The sequence below is a fragment of the Streptomyces sp. NPDC003247 genome (assembly GCF_042888135.1).
GTDB lineage: Bacteria > Actinomycetota > Actinomycetes > Streptomycetales > Streptomycetaceae > Streptomyces.
Genome location: NZ_JBIAPF010000005.1, coordinates 254,066 through 280,361, shown reverse-complemented (window position 1 = coordinate 280,361; position 26,296 = coordinate 254,066). Strand labels below are relative to the sequence as shown.

Genomic DNA, 26,296 nt, shown 5'->3' with positions numbered 1-26,296 from the left:
CGGGGCGGCGCTCCGGGGCGACGGCCGGGAACCGGCGACGACACGAACCGAGCAGGACACCAGGACGAGGGGGCACACGGATGAGCAACGCGGGCATGGGCGAGGAAGGACTCGTCGCCGCCGTACAACGAGGGGAGCGTGGGGCGCGGGCCGCGTTGGCCGAGCACCTGCTGCCGCTGGTCTACAACGTCGTGGGGCGGGCCTCGCGCCGACGGCCGGACCTGGACCATGTCGTACGGGAGGCCGTGCTGGAAGTGATCGGTGACCGGTCCGGGCCCGGCCCGGAAAGCGGTCTGCGGGCCTGGGCCGCGGGCGTCTCCCTGCGAGCGGCCGTCCAGCCCCCGGCCCGAACCGTCGGCCCGGAGGAATGCCTCATGGAGTTCGAGGACCCTGCCACCCTGCGCCCGCGCGTGTCCGCGCCGTTCCGCCGGCTCGTGCAGGCGGGGCGCTGGCTGGACGAGGAGCACGGGATCGTCTGGTCCCTGTGGTGGCTGGAGGCGGCGGGCGAGCTGACGCGCGGCGACCTGGTGAGCGCCCTCGGCTCGACGCCGGACGCCGTGGAGTACCGCGTCCAGGACATGCTCGGGCAACTGGAGCGGGCCCGCGAGGTCGTGGGCGCCCTCGCGGCCTCCCGGTGCGGGGACCTCGCCTGGTGCACCGCGGGCTGGGACGGACGGCTCGACGCCCACTGGCGCGAGCGCGTCGCCGCCCATGTCCGGGAGTGCGCCGACTGCTCGGCGTCGCTCCCCCCGGAGCAGATCCCGCCGGAGCTGCTGGTGGTGGAGAACGCCCTGGTGCCGGTACCGGCGTCGCTGGCCGACTCCGTGGCCGCGGCGTGCCGGGACGAGGACCCGGGCCCGCCCGCCGCCCGGCACCGGGCGGCCCGGCACGCGCCCCCCTCCCGGCGCCGGCCCGTGCTCGGGCTCGCCGCCGCGGTCGTGGCCGCCGCCCTCGGCGTCACCTACGCCAGTCTGCCGGCCGATCGCGCCGAACCGGCGCAGAAGGCGGCCGGCGCCACGGTCCCGTCGGCCACCGCGTCGGCGACCGTCAGCGCCTCCCCCTCGGCCAGTGCATCCGCCTCCCCGTCCGCCTCGCCCTCGCCGAAGAAGTCGAAGAAGTCCGGGGCCGACGGGGAGCCGGGCGAGAAGAAGACGGCGACGACCGCTCCCGCCGCCACCGAGGCGGCCGGGACCGGCGCTTCGGCCGGGTGCGGCAGCCGACTGGCCTCGCGGTGGGCCGACTGGCCGATGCCCGACGCCGCGTCGGGCAGCGGCCCGCACCGGGCGAGCTACACCGTCCTCGGCGACGAGGCCGTACGCGACGACGTCACCTGCCTGACGTGGCAGCGCTCCGTCGCACCCCGGGCGTACACCTTCGAGGACGCCCGGTCCTACTGCGAGAACCTGGGCCTGGACGGCGGCGGCTGGCACCTGCCCACCCGGATCGAGCTGATGTCCCTGGTGGACACCACCCGCTCCGGCCCCGCCATCGACACCTCCGCGTTCCCCGGCACACCGGCCCAGTACTTCTGGACCTCCACTCCCTGGGCGGTGGAGAAGACGCCGCTGCGCGCCTGGATCATCAACTTCTACGAGGGTCTGACGAGCAACGCGGCCGACCAGTCGGGGGCCTACCAGGTGCGGTGCGTCCGCGGCGGCGCCGGGACCGCGCGCCCCTCCTACAGCGTCTCCGGCGGGCAGGTGACCGATCCCGCCACGGGGCTGACCTGGCAGCGGACCGCCGGGGGCTCGATGTCCGTGACGCAGGCCGACGCGTACTGCTCCGCCCTCACCCTGGGCGGCCACGCGTGGCGGCTGCCCACGGTCAAGGAACTCGCCACCCTCGTCGACGACGGCCGGGTCACCCCGGCCATCGACCGGGCCGCCTTCCCGGACACCCCCGGTACGGGCGTGTACTGGTCGGCGAGCGTCTACGCGGCCGACCGGTCCCAGCGGTGGTGGCTCAGCCACAACGACGGCATCACCAGCCACCGTTCGCTCGACGGCGCGCTCGTGCGCTGCGTGCGCTGAACCGCTGACGACCGAGGGGTGCGGACACCCGGCGACTGAGCCCACCGCCCGCTGTCCGCACCCCGGTTCGTCATCCGCCGACGTAGGTGATGTTCGGCTGCGGCGGGTCGGACATGCCGGCGCCGAGGTAGTAGTCGACGTGGTGGGACTGCATGTAGCCCTTGAAGGTCATCGCGTTGCGGTAGGCGGGGTTCTGGGCGAGCGTGTAGAGCCGGGTGTCGGACGGCTGGTCCGTGGTGAAGAGGATCAGCTCGTTGTAGTCCGCGTTCGTGTAGACCGCCTCCTCGCGCCAGTCGCCGATGATGTCGCCGACGAAGGTGGGCTGGACTCCCTGGCTGGCGTTGACCGCGCCGTACTTCCAGGTGCTGACCAGTCGGGGCAGGCTGGAGCTGGACGACGGGTTCTCCGGGTCCCATTTCTCGATCTTGCCGGCGTTGAGGAGTTCCCGGGTCACGTCGCCGTCCCACCACAGGCCGAGCTGGGGCCAGGGGGCGAGGGTCGTGTCCGATTCGGTGAGCTGGTCGGTCCGGGCGTTGTAGACACCGGAGAAGGACCACACCTCCATGCCCGAGTAGCGGGGGTCGATGTCGGCGGCCATGCCGCGGCCCACGTCGACGACGTCGTCGCCGCTGTGCTTCCAGATGACGGTGCCGTCGGTGGCGTCGTAGTAGTACTCGCGCAGGCCGCTGGCGTTGTCCTGCTGGACGCCGTAACCCTGGAGTCCGCTGCGTGACGGGTCCATCTTGGCGATGTCGAAGCGGTCGCCGTGGACGATGCCCTGGCCGGCCAGGTTGTAGCGGAGGCTGCCGTCGCCGTCGAGGACGAAGCCGATCTCGGCGATCTCGTCGGTTCCGTTGCCGTCGACGTCGATGGCGCGGGTGTTGTGCCCGTCCGGCATGGTGCCGTCGTTGCCCTCGCCGCGCTTCCACTTCCACTGCCGGGTGACGGTGGAACCGTCGAACTCGTAGGCGGTGATCATGCAGTTGAAGTCGCCGCTGTCCTGCCGGTTCTTCATGAACGCCACCAGGCTGGGCGTGACGCCGTCGAGGTAGGCGACGCCGAAGCGGGCGCCCATCGGCCCGTCGGACAGGTAGTCGTCGGGCACCGGGGTGGTGGCGCGGGCGGCGCCGGTCAGGCCGTCGAGGATGGCGATGAACTGGTGCTCGTCGTCGCTGTAGGTGAACTGGGTGCCGTCGCCGAAGGTGACGCCGTCGGCGATGCGCAGGGCGACCTCGGCTCTGCCGTCGCTGTCGAAGTCGTACACGGTCACGCCGTCCCAGTTGCCGACGTCGATGGCCGACGAGCCGGGCTCGATGTTGTTCTGGTTCTCGCTGTTGGCCCCGAGGTCGGCGCTCCACAGGAACTTGCCGTCGCCGCGGTACGCCTCGATCGACTGCGGTGAGGTCTGGCGGTCGATGACGAAGTCGTAGATGCCGTCGCCGGTGAGGTCGCCGACCCAGACGAACTTCACGGCGCCCCCGTCGCGCAGGGGCACCCGCACCGCGGGTTCCTGAGCGTGGTCGGCGGTGAGGATGAACGACCCGCTCGCCGCGCGCTCCGCGCCGTCGATCACCGGGCGGACCCGGTATCTGTTGGCCTTGGTCAGGTCGGCCGTGCCGTCCACGAAGTTGGTGCGGTCGGTGAGGACCGCGTCGTTGATCTTGAGGTACTCGCCCCCGTCGGTGGAGCGGTAGACGTTGAAGCCGATGTCCTCGGGGTCCAGCCCCAGCAGACGCCAGCTGACCAGCACCTCCGTGCTGCTGGAGCGTACGGCCACCACGCCCCGGCCCAGGTTCTCCATGGGCCGGGGTGCGGCGGCGGCCTGCGCGGCCACCGGGGCAGTCGCGGGTGCGGGTGAGGGTGCGGGTGAGGTGTCCAGCTGCGTCAGACAGAGGACCATCGCCGCCGCGGCGGACGCGGCGACGGTCAGACGGCGGGCACGCCGTCGTCGTGTGTGGTGCATGTGGGGTTCTCCTTGTTGCCATGTGCCGAGGAGAGAAGGGCTGCGCATGCCCGCCGGCCGAAGGGTGCTTCCCGAGCGCGAGGGCCCGCACGAACGGTGATGTCGGCGGGCGCGGTGTGGGGTGCGCGGAGGGGAGCAGACAGCCCTGCGGTCACCGACCGGTGCGGAGAGGTCGGGCATGACGAGTACCGGGTTCGGCTGCGCAACGGATGTGTCAGCCAAGTGACCACAGAGTTAAATCGCTTACATGGCGACTGAACCACCGGGTCAGGTACGCGTCAATAGTTCGGGATGCAACTGGTGAGAACTCACAGGAAGCGAATCGGCAGATGCAAACGTTTACACGCAGAAGGCGTCCAGCGCGGCAGCGAAGGGATCTCGCTGCCGCGCCGGACGCCTGATGTGCCGTCACTCATCCGGTGAGCGACGGAGTGTGTCTCAGGTCAGATCGCCTCCCCCACCAGAGCCAGGCACTGGAAGGCGGCCAGGCCGAACTGGGCGCTCGCGTTGGCGGACAGCGGCGCCTCGTCGATGTCGTTGAGCACCGCGGGCCCCTCGATGCGCTCGGTGGTGAAGCGGTGCGCGTCCGGGTAGCCGGCGTGCCCCGTGCGCAGCTCCGTCCAGGCCCGTGCGGCGAGCGTGTCGTCGTCCGTCTGGTTCGCCGCGTAGGCGGTCGCGCGGGAGTACGCCTGCTTGAGGTTGAGGGAGCCCCAGTAGGAGCCGGTGGTTGCCGTCTGCTCGGCTCTGGTGCCGTTGTAGAGCCGGCAGAACTCGATCCACTTGGCCTTCACCTCGGGCAGGTCCACCAGGTCGAGCAGCTCGGTCATCAGCTCGATCAGGCCGAAGACCGAGCTGAGGGCCCCGACCGCGACACTGCGTTCGGTGGGCCCGGTGAACACGCCGTTGGTCGAGTCGTACGTGATGTCGCCGCCCTGTACCCATCCGTTGGGCAGCGCGGCGATCGACTTCGCGCCGTTGAGCAGCTTGGTCCTGGCGATCGCGTCGCCGTTGCGCTCCCACTCGGTGAGCCACGCCAGCCCCAGGGCGCCCCAGTCGGTGGTCGTTCCGAGGTCCAGCGCCTTCGGGTCGTTGCTCCAGGCGTCGCTGCGGACCTTGCGCCAGGGGTCGAAGCGGACGTAGCTGCTGTCGGAGTCGACCAGGTCGTGCAGCAGGTCGCCGACGCGCTCGTCGGCGGTGAGGAAGTAGTAGAAGCGGCGGTAGCCGGCGTTGCTGATGCGGACCTGTTTGGCGCTGTCGCCCCAGTGCTGGACGCCGTGCCGGGTCCCGCAGCCCTTGAACTTGCCCAGGTGGTAGACGTCGACCTCGCCGGTGTGCCGCGTCATCGCCTCGGCGAAGCGGAAGGCGGAGGCGTCCCCGGTGCGCAGGTAGTGGTACCAGAGCCACAGGTCCGAGGAGAGTTCGGAGTTGTCCCAGGCGTAGCCGCCGATGTCGTAGGCCCAGGTGTGCCGGGTGCCGTCGTAGCTGTGCATGATGTCGCCGTAGTCCCAGAAGCCGTACCAGGAACGCTGGTCCACCTGTTCCCGGTGGTACTTGTGCATGAGGGCGAGCTTGTCCTCCAGCTCCTCCTTCTCCGCGTTGGAACGGTCGACCGGGGTCCAGGACCCGAACACGCCCGCCGCGTGGTTGTGTTCGGGACTGCTGGCGAGCAGCGGCGGGGTGGCGTTGGCCGCGGCGAGTTCGGTGAAGCGCTCGGCGGTCGGGGTGGCGTCCAGGGCCCAGAAGGTCAGCTCGGTGGTGCGGGCGATGCCGTAGGGCGTGCCCCACTCCGGCTCGTAGTCCTCGTAGGTGATCTCCAGGCCCTCGGTCTGCTCGGCGTAGGTGTCCTGGCCCATGCCGTCGTGGTAGAAGCGCATGTCCATGGAGCCGGCGCGCGGGGACCACATCCACGCGGTGGCCTCGGCCTCGTCGCCGGCGGCGCCGTTGATCTCCAGCTCGGTGGGGTGCAGCTGCCAGAAGTTGCGCATACCGAAGGCGAGTCCGCCGCTGGGGGTGCCGATGTAGGCCAGGCCCTCGGCGCGCTTGCCCCCGTCCACCCGGATCCACGCGTGGCCGGCCTTGGTCCGCTTGTGGATCTCGAAGCCGTGCGCGTTGAGCTGGCGCAGGCTGTAGTCGCCGAAGGCCGGGATGTACGGCAGCCGAGTGGTGACCCGCTGGTCCCAGGTGGCCGGGTCGGGCGTGGCCTTGCCCTCGTACTGCGCCTGCCGGACGGCCGCGCCCGGGTCGCGCCGCAGACCGCTGATGCCGCGGACCGCTTCTCGGAGCACGCCCTTGCCCTCGCCCGCGATGCGGACGTGCCGGTCGTGGAGTTCCCCGCGCATCGGCACGGAGAAGCGGACACCGAGGCCGTTGATGAAGTCCTTCTTCTCGTTGCCGTCGAAGACGAAGGTGTGCACGACTCTGATGGCGTCGGAACCCGCGTACAGGTAGAAGCGCACGGTGAAGGGCAGCCAGGCCCGGCGCCCCTTGCGGTGCTTGCCCTCCACCTTGATCACCGCGCGGACCGGTCCCTGGTGTTCGACCCGCACCGACTCCACGGTGCCGGTGAAGGACTCGGACTTGACGCCGGCCGGTTCCTCGCTGCTGGGCTTGTCCTGGCGGGAGGCGATCAGGCGGCCGCCGCGGGCGATCACCACACCTCCCCGCGTGATCGACTTCACCAGCTCGTTGCCGGACCGGGCGAAGGCCACCTGGACGACCCCCGTGTCCACCACGACCTGGCCGCCAGTGGTGCGGACGGTGAGCGGCGCGGCCGGTGCCTGCGCCGATCCGGCCGACAGCGTGTAGGTGTCCGCGCGCGGCACGTCGGCGGCGACGGCGTGGGCGGTCCACTTGACGGATCCGTCCGGCCACCACCCGGTGGGCCAGCTCTGTACCGCCACCGGGTCGCCGCCCTCGGTGGTCAGGGCGAACTCCTGGTCCGGCGCGAAGGACCCGCGCGGCCACGGCACGCCCCAGGTGACTCCGGCCGCGAGTTCCGCGGGCGCGTCCTTCTCCAGCCACCGAAGGGTGACGGGGTCGTGGCCCTCGAGGTCGGGAAGAGCCTGCGGTGCCGCAGCGGGAGCGGCATGGGCCGGCGCGGCCTGCGACGCCAGCATTGCGGCGGCGCCGGTCGCCGCCGCTGAGGCCAGGATGGTGCGTCGACTGATCTGAACCACGGTGTTCAGCTCCTTGACGGGAGAGGAGAAAGCGCTTGCCCCGCGGGTGCGGCTCAGCGCTCGGACAAGGGTGAGGTGAAGAACTGACAGAGCGAGCGGGTCGGCTACGCCCGTGGCAAAAGCGGAACGGTGCAGAGCGGAACGATTCTGCGACGGGCCGGGAAGCATCCGCCGCCACACGTCACTCGGAGGATGAGCGGACCGTTCCGGACAGGCCGGTCCGCGCCGGATGCCGACCGACACCCGCACGCGAACCGGGTGCCGCCCACCCTTCGCGTGTGCCAGGTCCCTCAGGGACCCGCCGTGTCACCGGCCGCCCACATGCTTACACCACTGCGGACCGCTGGACCAGAGGTCGTACCGACACTTCTCCAAGCTCACAACCGCCGGACAGCTCATCCACCTTCGGTACACGGCGAACGGTTGCAGGGCACAGTTGTGCGCCTCCTGACCACCGTGCACAATGCAGAACGCCTGCCGGGTAAACCGTTTTCAGTCCATCCCGATCAGCCTTCCCCCACTGCCCCTGGCCGTTCCGCCGACCCGCATCCCTCAACGAGGGCGCGCACCCGAGCCCCTTCCCGAGCACCGGTCACGGCCCACATCACGAGCCATGCTCGCCCCATCACTTTCCCCCAGGGAGATTCATGCCTGTTCACATATCCACCGACGCACTTCTGCTCTTCCAGGGCGACAGCATCACCGCGGCCGGCCGCGACCTCCAGGAGGACCGGAGCCTGGGGAACGGCTACGTCAGCCTGATCGCACGCGAGTTGGCGGCGCGAGGTACGGACGTCCGGATTCTCAACCGGGGCGTCAGCGGGCACCGCGCCGCCGAACTGCGGTCCCGCTGGCACGAGGACGCCGTCGCGCTCAAGCCCGACCTCCTGTCCGTCATGGTGGGCGTCAACGACACCTGGCGGCGCTACGACTCCCAGGTCGTCACCACCACCGCGGACTACGAGGACGACTACCGCGCGATGCTCCGCGCATCGCAGGACGCGGGAGCCCGGATCATCCTCGTCGAGCCGTTCCTCATCCCCGTGCGGGACGAGCAGTGGTCGTGGCGTGAGGACCTCGACGCCCGCATCCACGTCGTTCGACGGCTGGCCTCCGAGTTCGACGCCGCGCTGCTCGCGGCGGACGGACTGCTCAATCAGGCCGCACGCGAAGCGGGAGACCCGTCCTTGATCAGCGAGGACGGCGTGCACCTCACGGCTGCGGGGCACGCGGAACTCGCCGCCGCGTGGATCCGGCTGGTCAGCGTTGACTAGCCGGGCCGCGGCATCCGCCGGAGAGCCGTTCTCCGTGGGGGGCGCCCCGGCGGAACCGGCGCCGACCGCCCCCTCCCGACGCATGGCGACCGCGACCGTGTTCTCCCCGGAGTTGCGCGAGGAGCTGTTCGCCCCCTCGGTGTGGACGGAACTGACCGAGCTCGTGGACGTCGTCGCCGTGTGCCGCGACGGTCAGGACCTGGTCACCGCTCCACGCCGGGACGAGGTCGAGGTGCTCATCACCTCCTGGGGCGCACCGCAGCTCACAGCGGAGCTGCTCGACGCCCTTCCCCGCCTGCACACCGTCGTGCACGCCGCCGGATCGGTCCGCAAGCTGGTGAGCGAATCGCTCTGGCAGCGCGGCATCGTCGTGATCTCCGCGGCCGAGGCGAACAACGAGCCCGTGGCCGAATACGTCTATGCGCAGACGGTCCTGGCGCTCAAGGACACATACCGGCGATCCCGGCACATGACGGACCATCATGAGCTGCCTCCCCTGGAAACGGTTCCCGGCATCTACAACCGGCCGGTCGGTCTGGTGTCCTTCGGTTCGGTCGCCCGCAAAGTGGCCGGGCGACTGCGCCGGCTGGACGCCGAGGTACTGACCTGGGACCCGTACCAGAGCGACGACGCCGTCCGGGCGGCCGGTGCGACCCGGCTGACCGAGCTCACCGAGCTTTTCGCCCGCTCCCTCGTACTGAGCGTGCACACGCCGCTGATCCCCGGTCGCACCGAGAAAATGGTCGGTGCCGATCTGCTGCGCCGCTTGCCGACCGGGGCGACCCTCATCAACACGGCACGGGGCGCGATCGTCGACGAGGAGGCACTGACCTCGGTACTTGCCGATCGGCCCGACCTCTTCGCGATCCTCGACGTGACCGCCGAAGAGCCGCCGGCTCCTGAGTCACCGCTCTACACCCTGCCGAACGTCATGCTCACCGGACATGTGGCGGGGACGGTGAGTGGCGAACGGCGCGCCCTGGGCCGGCTTGCCGTCGGCGAGCTCCGGCGGCTCGCGGCGGGCCTCCCCGCCGAGCACGCCGTCACGGCCGAAGGGGCCCTGTTGCGCGCGTAGAACCGCTGCCTCCGGCGGCCGGCCGCTCCCCTTCCACGACCGCATCCGTGTCCAAACTATTGACCCAGCTGTGAAACCGTTTTAACTTCCCACTGCTTCATACGTCAGCCGAGGAGGCTCCGTGGCAGCCCTGCTACGTGAGCGCCCAGGGAAATCGACGGCAAGCCGCCCTTCCCGTCACCCGTCAGGCGCTTCGACCAAGCACAACCGCTCAACCTCCCGCCGCGGCCGGACCCTGTTCTGGCTGATGGTTCCGGGAATCGCGTACTTTCTGGTGTTCCACTACGGGGCGCTGGCCGGCAACCTCATCGCGTTCAAGGAGTACATACCGTTCGACGGCATCTGGGGCAGTCCCTGGGTCGGCCTCGACAACTTCCAGCGCATGTTCTCGGACACGGCGTTCTGGGACGCCGTCCTCAACACCCTCTGGATCGCCGTCCTCCAGATCGTCTTCTACTTCCCCGTCCCGCTGGCCCTCGCCCTGCTCCTGCACAGTCTGACCTGGTCCACCGTGCGGCGATTCGTGCAGTCGGTGGCCTACCTGCCGCACTTCATCTCGTGGGTGATCGTCGTCGCCCTGTTCCAGCAAGTGCTGGGCGACACGGGCATGCTGAACGGTTACCTGGGGGACGCCGGACTGAGCACGGTGGACATCATCGGCAACCCGGACGCCTTCAAGCCGCTGGTGGTCGCCCAGGTGGTCTGGAAGGACGCCGGCTGGGGCACCATCATCTTCCTCGCCGCCCTCTCCCAGGTCGACGAGCAGCAGTACGAGGCCGCGGCCATCGACGGCGCGGGCCCCTGGCGCCGTTTCTGGCACGTCACCCTGCCCGCCATCCGCCCCGTGATCGTGCTGCTGCTCATCATGCGGCTCGGGGACATCCTCTCCGTCGGCTTCGAGCAGATGCTGCTGCAACGCGACGCGGTCGGACCGCAGGCCGCCGAGATCATCGACACCTTCGTCTACTACCAGGGCGTCGTCGGCGGTGACTACGGATACGCCGCCGCGGCCGGTCTGTTCAAGGGCGTCATCGGCGCCGTCCTCGTCTACGCGGCGAACAAGGTCGCGCACCGCCTCGGCGAACAGGGGGTCTACCGGTGAGCGCCCAGATCAGGCCCGGCTGGATGGAGAAGCCGAAGCCCGTCACCCAGGTCGCCAAGGCCCTCGCCCTCGTCGCGGTCGTCGCGCTGGTGTGCGTGCCGTTCCTCGTCATCGTGTCGACGTCGCTCGCCTCACAGCAGGAGGTGGTCGACAACGGAGGCTGGGTGCTGTGGCCGACCGAGCCGACACTGAAGGCGTACCAGGACATCCTCGACGGCGGTATCGTCACCGACGCCCTCGCCGTCAGCGCCGGCGTCACGCTCGTCGGCACGCTGCTCAGCCTCGTCTGCACCGTCACGCTCGCCTACGCGCTGTCCCGCCCCGGCGTGTTCGGCGGCACACCGGTGCTGCTGCTCGTCCTGTTCACGTTCCTCTTCCCGCCCGGCATGATCCCCAGCTTCCTGCTGGTCAAGGAGCTGGGCCTGCTGGACAGTTACTCCTCGCTCGTCCTGCCCGTACTCGTGAACGTCTTCAACCTCGTCGTGCTGCGCGGATTCTTCCAGGGCATCCCGGAGGAGCTGTACGAGGCCGCCCGGCTCGACGGAGCCGGAGACCTGCGCGTGCTGTGGACGATCGTGCTGCCCCTCTCCAAGGCGGCCCTCGCGGTCGTCGGCCTCTTCTACGCGGTGGCGTACTGGAACTCCTGGTTCTACGCCTCGCTCTACCTGGAGAGCGACCACTGGCCGCTGCAACAGGTGCTGCGCACCTACGTCGTCTCCGGTCTCGGCCTGACCGACACCACCACCGGCGAGGGCACGGTGAACGCACCGCAGACCATCCAGATGGCAGTCCTGGTGCTGGCCACCGTACCGATCCTGCTCGTCTATCCCTTCCTGCAGAAGTACTTCACCAAGGGTGTGCTCACCGGCGCCATCAAGAGCTGAACGCGAGCCGCCTCAGCCCACGCCCGTCGGTGAAACGTTCCACCCCTCCCTCTTCCTCGACGCACCTCACCAGAGAGGTCGAACCACCATGCCCAAGATCTCCCGGCGCACACTCCTGCGCTCCACCGCGGTCACCGCGGCCGCCCTGTCCGTCCCCGGCCTGCTCACCGCCTGCTCCTCCGGCTCGGACGACGGGGACGTCTCCAACGCGGGCAAGGAGCTAGCCCCGTGGCCCGCCTACACACCGGCGACAGGGGTCAAGCCCGACCTGGCCCCCACCGACGAAGGCGTCCAGGCCGGCTACACCTCCTACCCCGCTGACCTCACCACGTCGGTGTCCCGCACGCCCGGTGACGGCTCCACGGTCAAGGTCATGTCGGTCACCTTCGGCACTCCGCCCAAGGGCAGCAGCGAGAACCAGTTCTGGCGGGCCGTGGAGAAGGCGCTCGGCGTCAAGATCGAGTACACGGTCATCCCGCAGGGCGACTACCAGAAGAAGATGGCCACGGTGATGGCCGGCGACCCCGACTCGCTGCCCGACATCATCAACGTCTTCTCCGGCTTCGCCCTGCCCCGCGAGACGCAGTTCGTGCAGCGCCGGGCCGAGGACCTGTCCCCGTTCCTGTCGGGCGACGCGGTCGCCGACTACCCCAACCTGGCGAACATCCCCACGCACGCGTGGAGCGACATGGGCCGCATCGGCGGCCGTATCTACGGCATCCCGCTGGAGCGCCCGCTGCCCGGCTCCACCCTGTGGCTCAACCAGCAGATGTTCACCGACGCGGGCATGAAGGACGGCTGGACCAGCGACGACTTCGCCGGTGTCGCCAAGGCGGCCACCGGGGGGAAGAAGTACGCGCTGGGCGCGTCCGCCGGGTCGGGCTTCGGCAACGGCTGGCACGTCGCCGCCCACCGCGCCCCCGTGGAGTGGGCGGTGGACAAGAACGGCACCTTCCACTCGCAGTACCTCGACGAGCGGTACAAGGCGGCCGTCGCCTTCCAGGCACAGCTGCGCAAGCAGGGCTCCTACCACCCCGACGCCACCTCGATGTCCACTCCGGACCTCCAGACCCTGTGGCTCAACGGCACCGTCGGATCCATGCAGAACGGCTTCGGCGCCTACACCACCCTCTACAACGACTCCGAGGGCCTCCTGACACCCACCCCCGCCCTGCCGTACGGGGTGAACGGCGAGTCCGGTGGCATCATCGGCGCCCGCCGCTCCTTCGGATACACGATCCTGAAGAAGGCCAAGAAGGAGCGCATCCAGATGCTCCTGCGCCTCCTGGACTACCTCGCCGCGCCGTTCGGCACCAAGGAGTACGAACTGGTCCACTACGGCGTGGAGGGCACGCACTTCACCCGCGGCAAGGACGGCTCACCGCAGTACACCAAGCTCGGCGAGGTGGAGAACATCACCAACCTGCCCTTCCGCTACCTGGCCGAGGGCCCCCAGGTCCTCTTCGTCCCCGGGCGGCCAGAGGCGGTGCAGGCTCTGCACACCTGGCAGCAGAAGGTGGTCCCGCTCGCCATCCGCAACGCGTCCTACGGACTGCAGTCGGCCACCGACGCGACTCAGGGAGCCACCCTCGACCAGATGATCGGTGACACGATCACCGCCGTCATCGCCGGCCGGGCGCCCCTGTCCGACCTCGACGCCACTCTGAAGAACTGGCGCTCCCGGGGCGGGGACAAGATCGCGGAGGAGTACGCGAAGGAGTACGCCGCCAACGCATGAGCGCCCCAGGTGCACACGGTCAGCCGAGGACTGCGCGGAGGAAGGCACCGGGCACGGGTCGCGTCACGATCCGTACCGTCGCCGAGCGGGCCGGTGTCTCCCCGGCCACCGTCTCCCGCGTGCTGACCGGCAAGTACCCCGTCCCGCCCGCGACACGGGCCAAGGTCATGCGCGCCGCACGGGCCCTGGACTACGTCGCCAACCCGCACGCCCGCGCCCTGGTCGGCGGCGGTCGCGCCATGGTCGCCGTCGTCCTGCGTCAGGTCACCAGCCCCTTCTACGCCCAGGTAGCGGAGGGCATCGAAGCGGAGGCCGCGGAGAACGGCTGGCTGTGCCTGGTCGGCACCACCGGCGGCGACCCCCAGCGAGAACTCGACTTCGTACAGCTCATGAGAGAGGAGGGTGCCCGCGTCGTCGTCCTGGTCGGCGGCGTCGTCGAGGACGACGCCTACCGTGCCCGCATCACTCAATACGCACACGCACTGGACGCCGTGGGCTCGCGTCTGGTGCTGTGCGGCCGGCCGTCGCCCGACCCGAACCTGCCCGCGCTGGTGATCGTCTTCGACAACGAGGCCGGTGCCCGCGCGATCACCAGCCACCTGCTCTCGGCCGGGCACCGCCGCATCGTCTTCCTGGGCGGACTGCCCGGGAACACCGCCCTGGACGCCCGCGTGGCCGGCTACCGCACGGCGCTGGCCCGGCACGGCCTGCCACCCGAGGCGGCACACGTCGTCGACTGCGGACTCGGCAGGGACGCCGGGCAGCGCGCCATGACCGAACTGCTCGAAGGAGGGCACGACTTCACCGCGGTCTTCGCCGGGGACGACATGGTCGCCGCCGGAGCACTGCGGGCGCTGACCGACGCGGGCCTGCGCGTCCCCGAGGACGTCTCCCTCGTCGGCTACAACGACACCCCGCTGGCCGAGGACCTCAGTACACCTCTGACCACCGTCCACACTCCCGCCGCCGAACTGGGCCGGGCCGCCGTACGCCTGGCCCTGCGCGACCCCCACGAGACACCCGGGACCTATCACGTACTCGGCACCCACATCGTGGTACGCGAAAGCGTCGGACCGCCCCGCGCCGCACCAGGCCCGGCCGGCGACCCACCGGAGCCCATCCCTGACAGCACGTCCGTGCCGGTGCCGGCACGGCCCCTCGGAGGACACACACCGGTATGACCCCCCACCCCGCGGCCGACACCCGCCTCCTGCCCGCGACCGACCACGTGCTGTCGCCCCACACCGGCTACACCCGCGCCCACTGGGAGGCCATGGCCGACCGCCTGCTCGACGCCCTGCTCCCGTACGCCTCCCCCGGCCTCGCCCAGTACCGGCTGCCCGGCCGCACCGGCCACTCCGGCGCCTGGTCCGACGGTGTCGAGGGCTACGCCCGCTCCTTCCTGCTGGCCGCCTTCCGCATCGCCGGCGCCGACGGCCGCGACCAGCCCGGCAGCACCACCGTCACGGGCCTGCTCGAACGCTACGCAGCCGGACTGGCCGCCGGCACCGACCCCGACCACCCCGAGCACTGGCCGCCCGTCACCGACCGCGCCCAGCCCATGGTCGAGGCCGCCTCCGTCGCCATCGCCCTGCACGAGACCCGCCCCTGGCTCTGGGACCGCCTCGACGACCGGGTACGCCACAACACCGCCGCCTGGCTGGGCGGTTTCGTCGGCGCCACCGCCAACGACTCGAACTGGCGCCTCTTCCAGGTCATCGCCGAGGAGTTCCTCGCCTCGGTCGGCGCCCCGTACCGGCGTTCCGAGATCGACGCCGGCCTGGCCCGGCTGGACGACTGGTACCGCGGGGACGGCTGGTACACCGACGGCGACGGCCGGAAGTTCGACTACTACAACGCCTTCGCCCTGCACCTCTACCCCGCGCTGTGGGCGCGCATCGCCGGCCCGCGCGCCGACCCCGGCCTGGTGACGACCCACCGCGAGCGGCTGCGCGCCTTCCTGGAGACCCACCAGTACTTCTTCGGCTCCGACGGCGCTCCCGTCCATCAGGGACGCTCCCTCACCTACCGGTACGCCACCGCCGCACCCCTGTGGGCCGGCGCGCTGACGGGCGCCACTCCGCTGCCGCCCGGCCGCACCCGCCGGCTGGCGTCGGGAGCCCTCAAGCACTTCACCGACCACGGCGTCCCCGACGACAAGGGACTGCTGACGCTGGGCTGGTACGGCACCTATCTCCCGGCGACCCAGCCGTACAGCGGGCCGGCCTCCCCCTACTGGGCGAGCAAGGCGTTCCTCGGTCTGCTGCTGCCCGCCGACCACCCCGTCTGGACGGCCGCGGAGGAGCCGGGCCCGGTGGACACCGCCGACCGTGTGCTCGCCCTGCCCGGCCCCGGATGGCTGCTGCACTCCACCGCCGCCGACGGCATCGTCCGCCTGGTGAACCACGGCAGCGACCGCCAGCCACCACCGCCCGCCGCTCTTCCCACCAGTCCGCACTACACCCGGCTCGCCTACTCCACGGCGACGGCTCCACAGACACCACCCGACGACACACCCGTCGTCGCTGACCACCACATCGCCGTCCTGGGGCCCACCGGAGCCTCACTGCGCCGCCGTATCCACCCGCTCCACCTCACGGGCCGGTCGGCCGGCTCCTGGCACGAAGCCGAGGACCCGGACGCGTTGGGTCACGCGACTGGGCGCATCTCGACCGTGAGCGTGGTACACGGACCGTGGGAGATACGGATTCACCACGTCCGGGCGGCGGCCGGCAGCACGATCCGGGAGAGCGGCTGGTCCGTGGCCGACGGCTCCCCCTGCACTGCCGAGACGAGTCCCGGCCGGGCACTGGTGCGCCGTGCCGACGGCCTGACGAGCGTGCTGAGGGGACTCCTGGGGTGGAGCGGGGACGCCGTACTGCCCGAAGGGGACGTCGTCCGGGGCAACGGCCTCAACGCCTACGGCGACCACTCGGCCGTGCCGACGCTCACCCTCGCCCGCCATCCCGGCGGCACGCACGTCCTGGCGACACTCGTCGTCCTCACGAAGGACCCGGCGCTGCTTGGTGACCAGGACGCCCTGTGGCGCGGCTGCGCCGCGCGGCTCGCTCCGGACGGCTCGGTCGAGGTCTCCTTCCCCGACGGCCGGCGCGAGAAGGCGCCGTCGTGTCGTCTGCCGGGGCCGTCGGAGGGATGAGGCGTCGCGGTCAGGCGATGCGGCACAACCACGGCAGCCGGGCCGGCGGGGCGTCGACCGTGGATATCGTCGGTCCTTCGGCGATCCGGCCGTCGTCGGCCTGCCAGGTGCCCGGCGAAAAGATGGCTGTCTGGGACGTGGCGCTCACCGGCTTGTTCCACGAACCTATGGGACGCCGCTGACGCTGCTGCGCGTGACCGTCAGACGTCACCGGGAACAGGCGGCTCGCGGCATCAGTAGCTGAGCCTTTCACGGGTGCGGGCCTGGTGTTCGCCGCGGGGACGCAGAACGCCAACGGTTTCCTCGTCGGCTGGTTCCGTCGCAGTCGGCGCCGAACGTCACGGGGCCGTCACCGGGAAGCGCGTGGACGTCCGCGGTCATCAGGTCGGCTGCACGGCGGCGGAGACGGCCTGACGGCCCGCCTTCGGCGTACGGACGGACTCCGGTCCGGGGGGCAGGGGGCTCGATCCGCGCCCACTGCGCGCGGTCAACGGCATACCCGGACCGACAACCGGCTGATCCGAACGAAACCGCCTACGCCGACCGGAACGATGCCGACGCAGCGCACCCGGTGCGCAAGGGCACCAGTTGGGCCTGGTACGAAACTGCTGAACCGCCGGCTTTCGGGAGAGAACGCGGGATGGGGGGCCGGCGGTGCGACCGCCGGCCCCCCACGGTCCCGTGTTACTCCGTGACGATCGGGCCCACGTACTCCAGGGTCCAGGTCTCCTGGAACTCGGGCTGGGGTGTGGTGAGTACGATCTGGGCGCCGCGGTGTCCGGCGCGCAGGCTGAGGCCCTTGTCCGAAAGGATCTTGACTCCGCCGATGACCGGCTCGAAGGTGAACTTCGCCCATTCGGTGCGCGGCACGCCGTTGACCCAGAGCTTGTCCTCGGTGACGACGAGACCTGCGGCGTTGTGATAGGCGAGGTGGATCACGTACGGTGACGCTGGTTCGGGCTCTTGCCCGGCCTCGGGGTAGTCGATGACCCACTCCTGCTCGATCGGCAGCGGGTTCAAGCGGTCGGTGATAACGGGGGCACCGTGCTTGACGGCGTACTCGGTGGCGGTCACCAGGCTGGTGGGGCCGATGATGTGGGCGTGGATCTTGTACCTGCCGGGCTTGACCGGGATCGAAGTCATGGGCGGGACTTCCTCTCTCACGGAGGGCGTCGGGTGGGGGTCGGGCGCTACAGACAGATCTCTCACCTCGAGGCACAGTCGGCTACCGCAAGAGGGACAGATGCGGCTGACCGGATGACGGACTAGACCGTTCGGGCGCGGTTCGAACGTCCGGCCGGAGCCTTGCGGCCGGTGGGGAACAGCGGGCCGCGTGAGCCTGGAGCCAGCCGCTGCGCCTGACCGGCGACTCCGGCACCGGCAGGTCTCACATGCTCATCGCCCTGGGATCCGAGGCCGCCATGAAGGGATACCGCGACCGCTGCACCCTCGCCACGAAGCTGGTGAACGAGCTGGACGCCCCCGGCGTTGCCAGGGGCGGGAGGCGAGTGACGTGGTGCGGGGGCGGTGTCTTTGGCCATCGGGTTGAGAGCGGTACGCAGCGGTCCGCTGTCCGAGAGCGCCCGGGTAGGGGTGTCCCTCCAGGTATGCCTGCATGTTCGCCAGGATGCCGGCGACACGGCGCGGCCCCCAGGAACGGACGCCGGCGTTCACGGGGGCGCGGTGGTGACGAAGTTCAGGATCTGGACGTCGCGCAGGAGGAGGTAGGGCTCCAGGAGGCGGGAGAAGTCGGTGGGCCAAGGGGCGCACCTGGGTGTAGCCGTCCAGGTAGGCGCGGGCGAATTCCTCGTAGCCGCCGGGTTCGGTGTGGGCGATGCGGAGGACAGGACGGTGGCGATGTCGAGGAGTTAATCGAGCCGACGTTGACGGCCTGGAGAAAGGCTCGGCTCGACCGCAGGCCCACCGGGCAGCCGACCAAGGTCGACCTGCGCGACGTATTCAACGCACTCCTCTACATCAACCGCACCGGAATCCCCTGGAAATACCTCCCGCACGACTTCCCCAACCACGGCAGTGTCTACGCCTACTACGCCGCCTGGCGCGACGAGGGAATCCTCGCCCAGCTCAACTACGACCTGACCGGTCTGGCCCGCGTGAAGGAAGGCCGCAAGCCCGAGCCGACCGCTTCCGTGATCGACACCCAGAGTGTGAAGATCTCCACCAACGTGCCCCTGACCAGCCAAGGAACCGACGCCGCCAAGAAGATCGTCGGCAGGAAACGGGGCATCCTCACCGACACGATCGGACTCATCCTCGCCGTGACTGTCACCGCCGCGAGCCTGTCCGAGAACGCCGTCGGAATCCAGCTCCTCGACCAGGCCAAGAAGACCTACCCGACCATCTCCAAGAGCTTGTTCTTTTTCTTCCGGCCTCGAACGACGTCTCGTACTGGGTCGCTCACCTGGGGGTTTGCCGGACGTGGGGGCGGCCTTCGTCTGATCATGTGCTCCGACCAAGGCGCACGTGACCACGACGAAGGCCGTGAGGATGAGTCTGCTGTCTGATGCTGTCCGGCGGGAAGCCTTCGCGGAAGCGTCACGCTTCCGGGGCGAGTTCTACGAGTGTCTGACCGCCCGGCGTGACGAGCTGTTCGAGCTGGCGGACGCGGTGCTGTGTGCGGACGGCGCGGTGAAGTCCCCGGTGGACCTGACGCTGCTGCCCGAGCATCGTCGTGGGCACGGAGCGATGCACGGCGGCCTGAACCACGGCCGGATCGACGTCGGCCGGCTCCGGACCGTGCTGGCCGGACTGTCGCTGCCGCGTTTCGACGGCGGGCGCCTGGTCCTGGCGGTCGACGTGTCGCCGTGGCTGCGCTCGAACGCGCCGTGCTCGGCGGAGCGGCTGTTCTGCCATGTTTACGGCCGTGCGAAGACGGCCTCGCAGTTCATTCCGGGCTGGCCCTACTCCTTCGTTGCCGTGCTGGAGCCGGGTTCCACGTCCTGGACCGCGATCCTGGACGCGGTCCGGCTCGGCCCGGCGGACGACGCGACCGCGATCACCGCAGCCCAGGTGAGGGGTGTCGTCGAGCGGCTCATCGTCGCAGGCCAGTGGCGTGCCGGGGACCCGGCCATCGTGATCGTCATGGACGCGGGCTACGACGTCACCCGCCTGGCCTGGGTCCTGCGCGACCTGCCGGTCGAGCTGGTCGGCCGAGTTCGCTCCGACCGCGTCATGCGCTTGCCGAAGCCGGTCCGGCTGCCCGGGACGAACGGTCGGCCGCCCAAGCACGGCCCGGAGTTCCGCTTCACCAAGCCGGAGACCTGGCCCGAGCCCGCGATCACCACCGTCACCGACACCAGCAACTACGGCAAGGCCGAAACACAGGCATGGGACCGGGTCCATCCCCGGCTCACTCACCGCTACTCATGGCTCGACCACGACGGTGAACTTCCCTTGGTCGAGGGGACGTTGATGCGGTTGAAGGTCGAGTACCTGTCGAAGGGACGGGATGCCCCGCCGGTGTGGTTGTGGTCTTCCAAGACCGGCGCCACTCCGGACGATGTGGACCGTTTCTGGCAGGCGTTTCTCCGCCGCTTCGATCTGGAGCACACCTTCCGCTTCGCGAAGCAGACCCTGGGCTGGACCACTCCGAAACTCCGTACTCCCGAGGCGGCGGACCGCTGGACCTGGATCCTGATCATCGCCCACACCCAGCTCCGGCTCGCTCGCCTTCTCGCTGTGGACCTCCGCCGGCCCTGGGAGAAGCCCACCGCCTCGGACCGGCTCACCCCGGCCAGGGTCCGCCGGGGGTTCAGGAACATCCGAGCCCACCTCGCCTGTCCCGCCCGTGTTCCCAAACCTCGCGGCACCGGCCCCGGACGCCCGCCCGGCGCCAAGAACAAATACCGGGCACCCCGCTACGACGTCGGCAAGACCGTCAAACGCCCCGAGACCCTCAAGGCCATCGGCAAGCCCGGCAGATCTTGGTAGATAAAGAACAAGCTAGGTCGTCCCCGCACCCGCGGGGGTAGTTCGTCCTCGTAGACCGCGACGGCGCCCACCTCGTAGTCGTCCCCGCACCCGCGGGGGTAGTTCCCCTGGCACCCTGTCAGTCCCCGCGGCTACCGTGTCGTCCCCGCACCCGCGGGGGTAGTTCCTGGATGAGGTTGCCGGGGGGCTGCTGCCGCCCGTCGTCCCCACACCCGCGGGGGTAGTTCGGTGGACATCCGCTGGTTGAAGGACCCGGCGGAGTCGTCCCCGCACCCGCGGGGGTAGTTCCGGGATGACCGAGGCGTCCCGCCGTTCGCGGGGGTCGTCCCCGCACCTGCGGGGGTAGTTCGCTCTACGAGGTCGGCCCCACACTGATCGGCGCGTCGTCCCCGCACCCGCGGGGGTAGTTCCTGGTGCTCATCAGACCTGCTCCTCCGCGCGGGGTCGTCCCCGCACCCGCGGGGGTAGTTTCCGCCAGCTCGTCGACCTGTGCAGCGCCTGCGCGTCGTCCCCGCACCCGCGGGGGTAGTTCCTTCGTCGGCGCGACGAACGTGCCGTAGCTGCTGTCGTCCCCGCACCCGCGGGGGTAGTTCTCTCCGGCCCTCATCCACGATCACCTCGGAGGGGTCGTCCCCGCACCTGCGGGGGTAGTTCCGCAGTCCGCAGATTCGTGTACGCGGTCATCGTGTCGTCCCCGCACCCGCGGGGGTAGTCCGGGAGAACAGCGCATGAGCGTCTACGGAGTCAGGTCGTCCCCGCACCCGCGGGGGTAGTTCCTCGCAGGTGACGGAGGCCACGTACGCGTCATGGTCGTCCCCGCACCCGCGGGGGGAGTTCGGCCGGGGTCGAGTGCGCGGTGCGGCTGGACGGGTCGTCCCCGCACCCGCGGGGGTAGTTCGGCGGCTCGGACTGCCGCGGGCAAGGCCGGCGTGTCGTCCCCGCACCCGCGGGGGTAGTTCGACGCGCGCGACGACGAACAACGGCTACGCCTCGTCGTCCCCGCACCCGCGGGGGTAGTTCCGCGTCGATGAGCACCTGGACTCCAGGGTCGTCGTCCCCGCACCCGCAGGGGTACTTCCCGGGGCACTTCCCCCCAGGACGCGCGACCGGCCGTCGTCCCCGCACCCGAGCGTGAAACAGTCGAAAAGTCATTCGTCCAGGCCAAATGACCTGCGACGGCCGGACGGGGCAGGTCACGGCGTTGACTGGTCTTTTCCGGAACAGCTGACCGCAGCGAAGCTGCCCGACGAAGCGCCCGGCCCACGGCAGTCACTCAGCGCGTCTGCCGCAGTGGCGGGCTTCTCCGCGTTGTCGCCGGTAATGACGGCCCTGCCTGGGGAGAATCTGGGGCGTATCCGTGCCGCTGAAGAGCGCGTGGGGAGAACCGACCGTATAAGACGGCACGCCCGTGAAAGACCCTGAAAGACGTAACTGCCCGGGTCGGCCACGGGCGTTGTCGAATCACCACAGGTCTAGGCCACTAGCTGGACAACTTCACAACGTAGTCCTCCGGGCCAGGAGCCCGAGCTGGTTCCGCGCTGGCGTGAAGCCTGACCAGCGCTGTCCAGTCTTCACCTACGGCAGCAATCAGCAGCCCGCAACATAGCCGAGAATCGCCGGTTAGCCAAACCGGCGCTGGGCCGGATGATGGAACTGCAACCGCCACCGACAAGTCGAGTCGGGCGATGAGGTGTTGCGCTAGATTCTTGAGGAAAAATGACAGTTCAGTTCATGAGCGTACGAGAAACGGCTACATTCCTGAACGTGTCCGCATCGTGGATCTATAAAAATGCGGCACGTGCAGGACTCGCCCCTTACAAATTTGGATCAGGCGTTAACGCAAAGATCCGATTTAGAAGGTCGGACATCGAGGCGTGGGTCAGGCAACAGCGCATCCCATAGCAACCACGTTGCCGACTCAGCCTTACCATTTTACGCATTACCGCTGCAGGCATTGCCCAATACATGATCGGAGATGTCTTCCTCTGTGTCTCGCTCGTTGATTCGCGGAATGGGCTCGTTCTTTAAAACATGTGAGCATCCGCAGTCCCGGTGGTCGAAGTGCCCACACCTCTACAAGATCCGGTACCGATCGGCGGCAGGGAAGCAGGTAGAGGAGTCGGGATTCGCAACCCAGGAAAAGGCAATCGGGCGCCTGACGGAGATCTACCACGACAAGAAGGCCGCCGGTCCGCGAACGCAGTCACAGGCTCAGCGGCTCTCGACTTACGGGGCAATGCGGTTCGAGGAATACGCAACTGAGTGGAAGGCCAACCAGCGGGACCTGAGCCCAAGCTCGCTCCGACACCTGGAATCCCTGCTACAGCACCACCTCTTTCCCGCGCTGGGCAACCGGCGGATGAGCACGTTCGATCACAAGGTTGTAGAAGGCTTCATCCAGACCATGGAGCGCAACGGGGTTGGTTTGGCCACCCAGTCCAACGCTTTCGACAAACTGAAAGCAGTTCTGCTCGACGCCAACCGGTTGGGCCTGTTCGACGAAAGCCCCCTCCGGGGCATAAAGGCACCGCAATACTACCCCGAGCGCGCAGCCATTCCATCGCCGGAGCAACTGCGAAGGATAGGCACTGCCGGCGACGACGCCTTCATGTTGATCGTTGACCTGATGAGCGGCTGTGGTCTGCGCAATGGCGAGGCGGCCGCGATCAACCTCGGTAACATCGTGGCAGACGATGTCTACCGGGTCACAGAGCAGGTCAACCAAACCACAGGCGAGTACGCGCCAATCAAGCACCGTAAGGCAAATGACTACCGCGACGTGCCTCTGCCAGTCCGTGTCAGGGAGACCATCGAGTGGTACGCGGCCAAGCACGGCACGGTCAACGGCTACCTGCTACGTCACCCGAGCGATCCAGCCCGCGCGTTCCCGCACTACTGTCTCAGCAATCAGTGGCGGCGCATCAAAAGGAAGGCGCAGGTGGACATCCCCCCGGGGATGGTGATCTACGGATTCCGGCACTTCTTCGCTTCCAACTGCCTCACCCACGGCATACCCATTACCGACGTCGCTGAGTGGATGGGACACAAAAACATCGCCATTACCTTCAAAACTTACCGCCACCTGATGCCGGGGACGGTCAGCAAAGCCGCGAGAGTCCTTAGCCTGGACCTCGCCGTTTAGTCTCACCTGCTGGCAGAGCGGGGCGACGATCCACCCGACCGTGGGCCCTGCGCGGGCCTACGCTCCCGTTTGCCGGCGTCAGCCATGCGCCCCCCATCACGGGCCGCGCCAGAACGGCCGCGGAGGCACTGGAAGGCGGCGGAAGCTACGACTTCCCATCCAGCCGGTCTCCTACAGGGGGTGGCCCTGCGCGGCGCTTGTTCGAGCCCTCGTCACGCGGTAGCGAGCACTTCTCTGCTCAGACAGCCAGGTTGAGGTTGAGCACCTTGGCGGCCGTACTGATCGAGCCGGGCATCAAGTGCCGATAGATCTTGAACGTGACGTCAAGACTCTTGTGCCCCATCCACTCGGCGACGTCCGTGATCGGAATACCGTTACTCAAGCAGTTCGACGCGAAGAAGTGGCGGTTTCCGTAGAGCACCATCCCCTCCGGGATGTCCACTTGGCCCGCCGCCCTGATCCGCCGCCACTGATTGTCCATGCCCCAGTGCGGATACGGCTTGCCGGGGTCGGTGGGCTGACGCAGCAAGTAGCCGTCGACCGTTCCGTGTGTCTCGGCGTACCACTCGATCGTCGCCCTGACCCGAGCGGGCAGGGGAACATCGCGGTACTCCCCCGCCTTCCTGTGCTTGAGCGGCCCGTACTGCCGGGTGGACAGGATGACCTGCTCGGTGACCCGGTAGACGTCGTCAGCAACGATGTTGTTGAGGTTCACGGCCGCTGCTTCGCCGTTCCGCAGGCCACAGCCGCTCATCAGGTCGACGATCAGCATGAAGGCGTCGTCGCCTGCGGTGCGTATGACGCGCAACTGCTCGTGGGACGGGATCACGGCTCGCGCGGGGTCGTACTGCGGCGGCTTGACGCCGGCTACCGGGTTGTCGGGGAAGATGCCGAGCCGGTGTGCGTCGAGAAGGATGGAGCGCAGCTTGTCGAAGGTGTTGGCCTGGGTGGCCAGTCCCACGCCGTTGCGCTCCATGGTGCGAATGAAGCCGTCAACCACCTTGTGGTCGAAGGAGTGCATCCGTCGACTGGCGAGCGCCGGATAGAGATGGTGCTGCAGAAGCGAGTCGAGGTGCCGCATCGACGCGACGGCCAGGTGCCGTTGCCCGGCCTTCCACTCCTCGGCGTACTCCTCGAACCGCATCGCCCCGTACTTCTGGATGCGATCCGCCTTCGACTGGGATCGCGGCGCCGCCTTCTTCTCCTTGTAGACCTCCGTCAAACGGTCGATGGCCTTGTCGCGGTCCGCGAACCCCGACTCCTCGACCTGGTTCCCGGCCGCTGCCCGGTACCGGATCTTGTAGGGGTGCGGGCACTTCGACCACCGAGACCGCGGATGCTCGCACTCCTTGAAGAACGAGCCCATCCCCCGAACCAACGAATCCCGCGCCACGGCCGACCGACTCCTCGCGACTGATGCTGACCTTTTGCTGACCAGGAGCAGTCGGACGTGCCGTTGACCTGCGTAAACAGCGACGTACTGCGATATGTGGTGGAACTTCGTCGGCCGCTCCCAGGACGAGATCGCACAGGCTCGCGAGGACTGGATGAAGGGGGCACGTTTCGGTGAGGTGAAGGGCTACGACGGGGACCCGCTGCCCGCACCGGAGCTGCCGGCCACGCCTCTCAAGCCGCGGGGAAGGGTGCGCTGACCCGGGGTGACAGAGCATCCGGTCGAGAGGCTCCGAGGTCGCCCTACTGGGAACCGTCGTCGCAGGTCGACGACTCGGGTGATGGTGGGCAGCCAACAGATCCAGGTGACGGTGAACAAGCATCCGCCCTCTTCCGATCCGCGCCTCCTCTGCCTGGTTCGGAGCGGGCGATTCCAGGGTGGGATCAATCGCCAGGGGGCCGCCGGTGGCGGGGGACACGCGATGGCCCTGGCTCACATTCGGTGGTGATGGTGGGTGGCGCTACCCGAGGAGGGCGCGGTGGCGGAGGAGGGTGAAGCCTGCTCTGCCGTTCATCTGGCGTGCGATCCGCTTGGTCTTGATGTTGGCGCCTTCGGTGGGGCCGTTGCTGTACGGGAGGGTGAGCGCGGCGATCACGGCGTCGCGGTCTCGCTCAAGGCCGCGGGCGAAGCTCCTCCTGTATGACGTCAGTCGGGTCATCTCTGGGCAGGCGGCAGTGAGCTTGGCCAGGAGGTCATGATGCTCGGCCGCCAGCGATCCGCGGCCTGGACCTCGGCGGACAGTGCGCGATGGGGCGCCTCACCATACGTCACCGAGCCGTCGCGGCACACGACCTCGACGCCCGGATGCCCGCGCAGCCACCTAGCACGTTCTCCAGTGTGTCGGCCGTGCAATCGGGCGGCACGTCGATCCGCTCGTGGGTCTCGGCATCGATCACCACGGTGGCACAGCGGGTGCCGCCGACGCAGAGCGAAGTCGTCGACGCCGATCGAGCGCAGCCAGCACACGTGCTCCGGCCCGGCCGGCTTTCACCGATCGGTTCGGAATGAGGTTCGCAGGCGGCGGAGGCGTATGAGACCGGGGGCCGCGCGTGCGGGGGGTCGGGGCGCTTGGTGGTGGCCACGGCGTCGGTGCAGGTGGCTCCGGGGTGGGCTGGGGTCCACTCCTCGACGTCGAGCTTCCAGGTGCCCGCAGTCAGTGCGGCGGGCAGGCCGCCGATCTTCGCGCTCGCCTTGCTGAGTCATTTTTCGCCCTGACCCGGCCGGATCCGGATCCGGATCCGGCCGGGTCAGGGTGCCGTCCCCGAGCCTCCTGGCACGTGTTTGACCGGGCGCGTGCCATATGGCGGCACGACGATTGCGCCTTTGGAACCCGCCGTTGTTTGACTGGCGA

At 69.2% G+C, this 26,296-nt stretch carries 16 protein-coding genes, 4 pseudogenes and 1 CRISPR repeat array; of the genes and pseudogenes, 14 read left to right on the top strand and 6 right to left on the bottom strand.

Going from position 1 to position 26,296, the window contains the following annotated elements; all coding sequences use genetic code 11:
- Window positions 1-80 precede the first annotated feature (80 nt).
- Window positions 81-2,030, top strand: a complete 1,950-nt coding sequence (locus ACFYWQ_RS18780) for a DUF1566 domain-containing protein (RefSeq protein ID WP_389517864.1) — start codon at window positions 81-83, stop codon at window positions 2,028-2,030.
- A gap of 70 nt (window positions 2,031-2,100) precedes the next feature.
- Here ACFYWQ_RS18780 and ACFYWQ_RS18775 read toward each other — a convergent pair whose 3' ends face one another.
- Window positions 2,101-3,993: a hypothetical protein gene (locus ACFYWQ_RS18775; RefSeq protein ID WP_389517862.1), complete on the bottom strand. Its 1,893-nt coding sequence runs from the start codon at window positions 3,991-3,993 to the stop codon at window positions 2,101-2,103.
- A 443-nt stretch (window positions 3,994-4,436) separates the two neighbouring features.
- Window positions 4,437-7,109, bottom strand: coding sequence for a Tat pathway signal sequence domain protein (locus tag ACFYWQ_RS18770; protein WP_389518323.1), 2,673 nt, complete (start codon window positions 7,107-7,109; stop codon window positions 4,437-4,439).
- Between the two features lie 707 nt (window positions 7,110-7,816).
- Here ACFYWQ_RS18770 and ACFYWQ_RS18765 point away from each other — a divergent pair.
- From ACFYWQ_RS18765 to ACFYWQ_RS18735, 7 genes are all read left to right on the top strand, one after another.
- Window positions 7,817-8,443, top strand: a complete 627-nt coding sequence (locus ACFYWQ_RS18765; protein WP_389517860.1) for a GDSL-type esterase/lipase family protein — start codon at window positions 7,817-7,819, stop codon at window positions 8,441-8,443.
- An 82-nt stretch (window positions 8,444-8,525) separates the two neighbouring features.
- Window positions 8,526-9,518 carry a hydroxyacid dehydrogenase gene (locus ACFYWQ_RS18760; protein WP_389517858.1) on the top strand — a complete coding sequence of 331 codons (993 nt, stop codon included), beginning with the start codon at window positions 8,526-8,528 and terminating at the stop codon, window positions 9,516-9,518.
- A gap of 247 nt (window positions 9,519-9,765) precedes the next feature.
- Window positions 9,766-10,620, top strand: a complete 855-nt coding sequence (locus tag ACFYWQ_RS18755) for an ABC transporter permease (RefSeq protein ID WP_389517856.1) — start codon at window positions 9,766-9,768, stop codon at window positions 10,618-10,620.
- Entirely contained in the window at window positions 10,617-11,504 is an 888-nt protein-coding gene (locus ACFYWQ_RS18750) for a carbohydrate ABC transporter permease (protein ID WP_389517854.1), read from the top strand. The genes ACFYWQ_RS18755 and ACFYWQ_RS18750 overlap by 4 nt, the downstream gene beginning before the upstream one ends.
- Window positions 11,505-11,592: 88 nt before the next feature.
- Entirely contained in the window at window positions 11,593-13,242 is a 1,650-nt protein-coding gene (locus ACFYWQ_RS18745) for an extracellular solute-binding protein (protein ID WP_389517852.1), read from the top strand.
- Window positions 13,239-14,423 carry a LacI family DNA-binding transcriptional regulator gene (locus ACFYWQ_RS18740; RefSeq protein ID WP_389517850.1) on the top strand — a complete coding sequence of 395 codons (1,185 nt, stop codon included), beginning with the start codon at window positions 13,239-13,241 and terminating at the stop codon, window positions 14,421-14,423. Before ACFYWQ_RS18745 ends, ACFYWQ_RS18740 begins: the two co-directional genes overlap by 4 nt.
- Window positions 14,420-16,399: a DUF2264 domain-containing protein gene (locus ACFYWQ_RS18735; RefSeq protein WP_389517848.1), complete on the top strand. Its 1,980-nt coding sequence runs from the start codon at window positions 14,420-14,422 to the stop codon at window positions 16,397-16,399. Before ACFYWQ_RS18740 ends, ACFYWQ_RS18735 begins: the two co-directional genes overlap by 4 nt.
- A 10-nt stretch (window positions 16,400-16,409) precedes the next feature.
- Here the strand turns inward: ACFYWQ_RS18735 and ACFYWQ_RS18730 are convergent, their stop codons facing one another.
- Window positions 16,410-16,547, bottom strand: a complete 138-nt coding sequence (locus tag ACFYWQ_RS18730) for a hypothetical protein (protein ID WP_389517846.1) — start codon at window positions 16,545-16,547, stop codon at window positions 16,410-16,412.
- A 536-nt stretch (window positions 16,548-17,083) separates the two neighbouring features.
- The gene (locus ACFYWQ_RS18725; RefSeq protein WP_389517844.1) at window positions 17,084-17,542 is read right to left on the bottom strand and encodes a hypothetical protein; all 459 of its coding nucleotides are present in this window, start codon (window positions 17,540-17,542) and stop codon (window positions 17,084-17,086) included.
- Between the two features lie 200 nt (window positions 17,543-17,742).
- Between ACFYWQ_RS18725 and ACFYWQ_RS18720 the strand changes: the two are divergent.
- The 5 genes and pseudogenes from ACFYWQ_RS18720 to ACFYWQ_RS18700 all read left to right on the top strand — a co-directional run.
- Window positions 17,743-17,874: pseudogene (locus tag ACFYWQ_RS18720) on the top strand (ATP-binding protein); the annotation flags it as partial.
- 396 nt (window positions 17,875-18,270) lie between these two features.
- Window positions 18,271-18,771 (top strand): annotated as a pseudogene (locus ACFYWQ_RS18715) (transposase); the annotation flags it as partial.
- A gap of 136 nt (window positions 18,772-18,907) precedes the next feature.
- Entirely contained in the window at window positions 18,908-20,350 is a 1,443-nt protein-coding gene (locus ACFYWQ_RS18710) for an NF041680 family putative transposase (protein WP_389517842.1), read from the top strand.
- 16 nt (window positions 20,351-20,366) lie between these two features.
- A CRISPR array of direct repeats spans window positions 20,367-21,490; the repeat unit is 27 nt; unit sequence GTCGTCCCCGCACCCGCGGGGGTAGTT.
- 576 nt (window positions 21,491-22,066) lie between these two features.
- Window positions 22,067-22,252, top strand: a complete 186-nt coding sequence (locus tag ACFYWQ_RS18705; protein WP_389517840.1) for a helix-turn-helix domain-containing protein — start codon at window positions 22,067-22,069, stop codon at window positions 22,250-22,252.
- Window positions 22,253-22,361: 109 nt separating this feature from the next.
- Window positions 22,362-23,492, top strand: a complete 1,131-nt coding sequence (locus ACFYWQ_RS18700) for a tyrosine-type recombinase/integrase (protein ID WP_389517838.1) — start codon at window positions 22,362-22,364, stop codon at window positions 23,490-23,492.
- A 238-nt stretch (window positions 23,493-23,730) separates the two neighbouring features.
- Here the strand turns inward: ACFYWQ_RS18700 and ACFYWQ_RS18695 are convergent, their stop codons facing one another.
- Entirely contained in the window at window positions 23,731-24,885 is a 1,155-nt protein-coding gene (locus tag ACFYWQ_RS18695; RefSeq protein ID WP_389517836.1) for a tyrosine-type recombinase/integrase, read from the bottom strand.
- 94 nt (window positions 24,886-24,979) lie between these two features.
- Here ACFYWQ_RS18695 and ACFYWQ_RS18690 point away from each other — a divergent pair.
- Window positions 24,980-25,144: pseudogene (locus ACFYWQ_RS18690) on the top strand (pirin family protein); the annotation flags it as partial.
- A 261-nt stretch (window positions 25,145-25,405) separates the two neighbouring features.
- Here ACFYWQ_RS18690 and ACFYWQ_RS18685 read toward each other — a convergent pair.
- Window positions 25,406-25,899 (bottom strand): annotated as a pseudogene (locus tag ACFYWQ_RS18685) (transposase); the annotation flags it as partial.
- Window positions 25,900-26,296: the final 397 nt, after the last annotated feature.

What these genes read in the sequence shown, in the direction of transcription:
- ACFYWQ_RS18780 (WP_389517864.1), top strand. Translation starts at nt 81, where the DNA reads ATGAGCAACGCGGGCATGGGCGAGGAAGGACTCGTCGCCGCCGTACAA.
- ACFYWQ_RS18775 (WP_389517862.1), bottom strand. Translation starts at nt 3,993, where the DNA reads ATGCACCACACACGACGACGGCGTGCCCGCCGTCTGACCGTCGCCGCG.
- ACFYWQ_RS18770 (WP_389518323.1), bottom strand. Translation starts at nt 7,109, where the DNA reads ATGCTGGCGTCGCAGGCCGCGCCGGCCCATGCCGCTCCCGCTGCGGCA.
- ACFYWQ_RS18765 (WP_389517860.1), top strand. Translation starts at nt 7,817, where the DNA reads ATGCCTGTTCACATATCCACCGACGCACTTCTGCTCTTCCAGGGCGAC.
- ACFYWQ_RS18760 (WP_389517858.1), top strand. Translation starts at nt 8,526, where the DNA reads ATGGCGACCGCGACCGTGTTCTCCCCGGAGTTGCGCGAGGAGCTGTTC.
- ACFYWQ_RS18755 (WP_389517856.1), top strand. Translation starts at nt 9,766, where the DNA reads ATGGTTCCGGGAATCGCGTACTTTCTGGTGTTCCACTACGGGGCGCTG.
- ACFYWQ_RS18745 (WP_389517852.1), top strand. Translation starts at nt 11,593, where the DNA reads ATGCCCAAGATCTCCCGGCGCACACTCCTGCGCTCCACCGCGGTCACC.
- ACFYWQ_RS18740 (WP_389517850.1), top strand. Translation starts at nt 13,239, where the DNA reads ATGAGCGCCCCAGGTGCACACGGTCAGCCGAGGACTGCGCGGAGGAAG.
- ACFYWQ_RS18735 (WP_389517848.1), top strand. Translation starts at nt 14,420, where the DNA reads ATGACCCCCCACCCCGCGGCCGACACCCGCCTCCTGCCCGCGACCGAC.
- ACFYWQ_RS18725 (WP_389517844.1), bottom strand. Translation starts at nt 17,542, where the DNA reads ATGACTTCGATCCCGGTCAAGCCCGGCAGGTACAAGATCCACGCCCAC.
- ACFYWQ_RS18710 (WP_389517842.1), top strand. Translation starts at nt 18,908, where the DNA reads ATGAGTCTGCTGTCTGATGCTGTCCGGCGGGAAGCCTTCGCGGAAGCG.
- ACFYWQ_RS18705 (WP_389517840.1), top strand. Translation starts at nt 22,067, where the DNA reads ATGACAGTTCAGTTCATGAGCGTACGAGAAACGGCTACATTCCTGAAC.
- ACFYWQ_RS18700 (WP_389517838.1), top strand. Translation starts at nt 22,362, where the DNA reads ATGGGCTCGTTCTTTAAAACATGTGAGCATCCGCAGTCCCGGTGGTCG.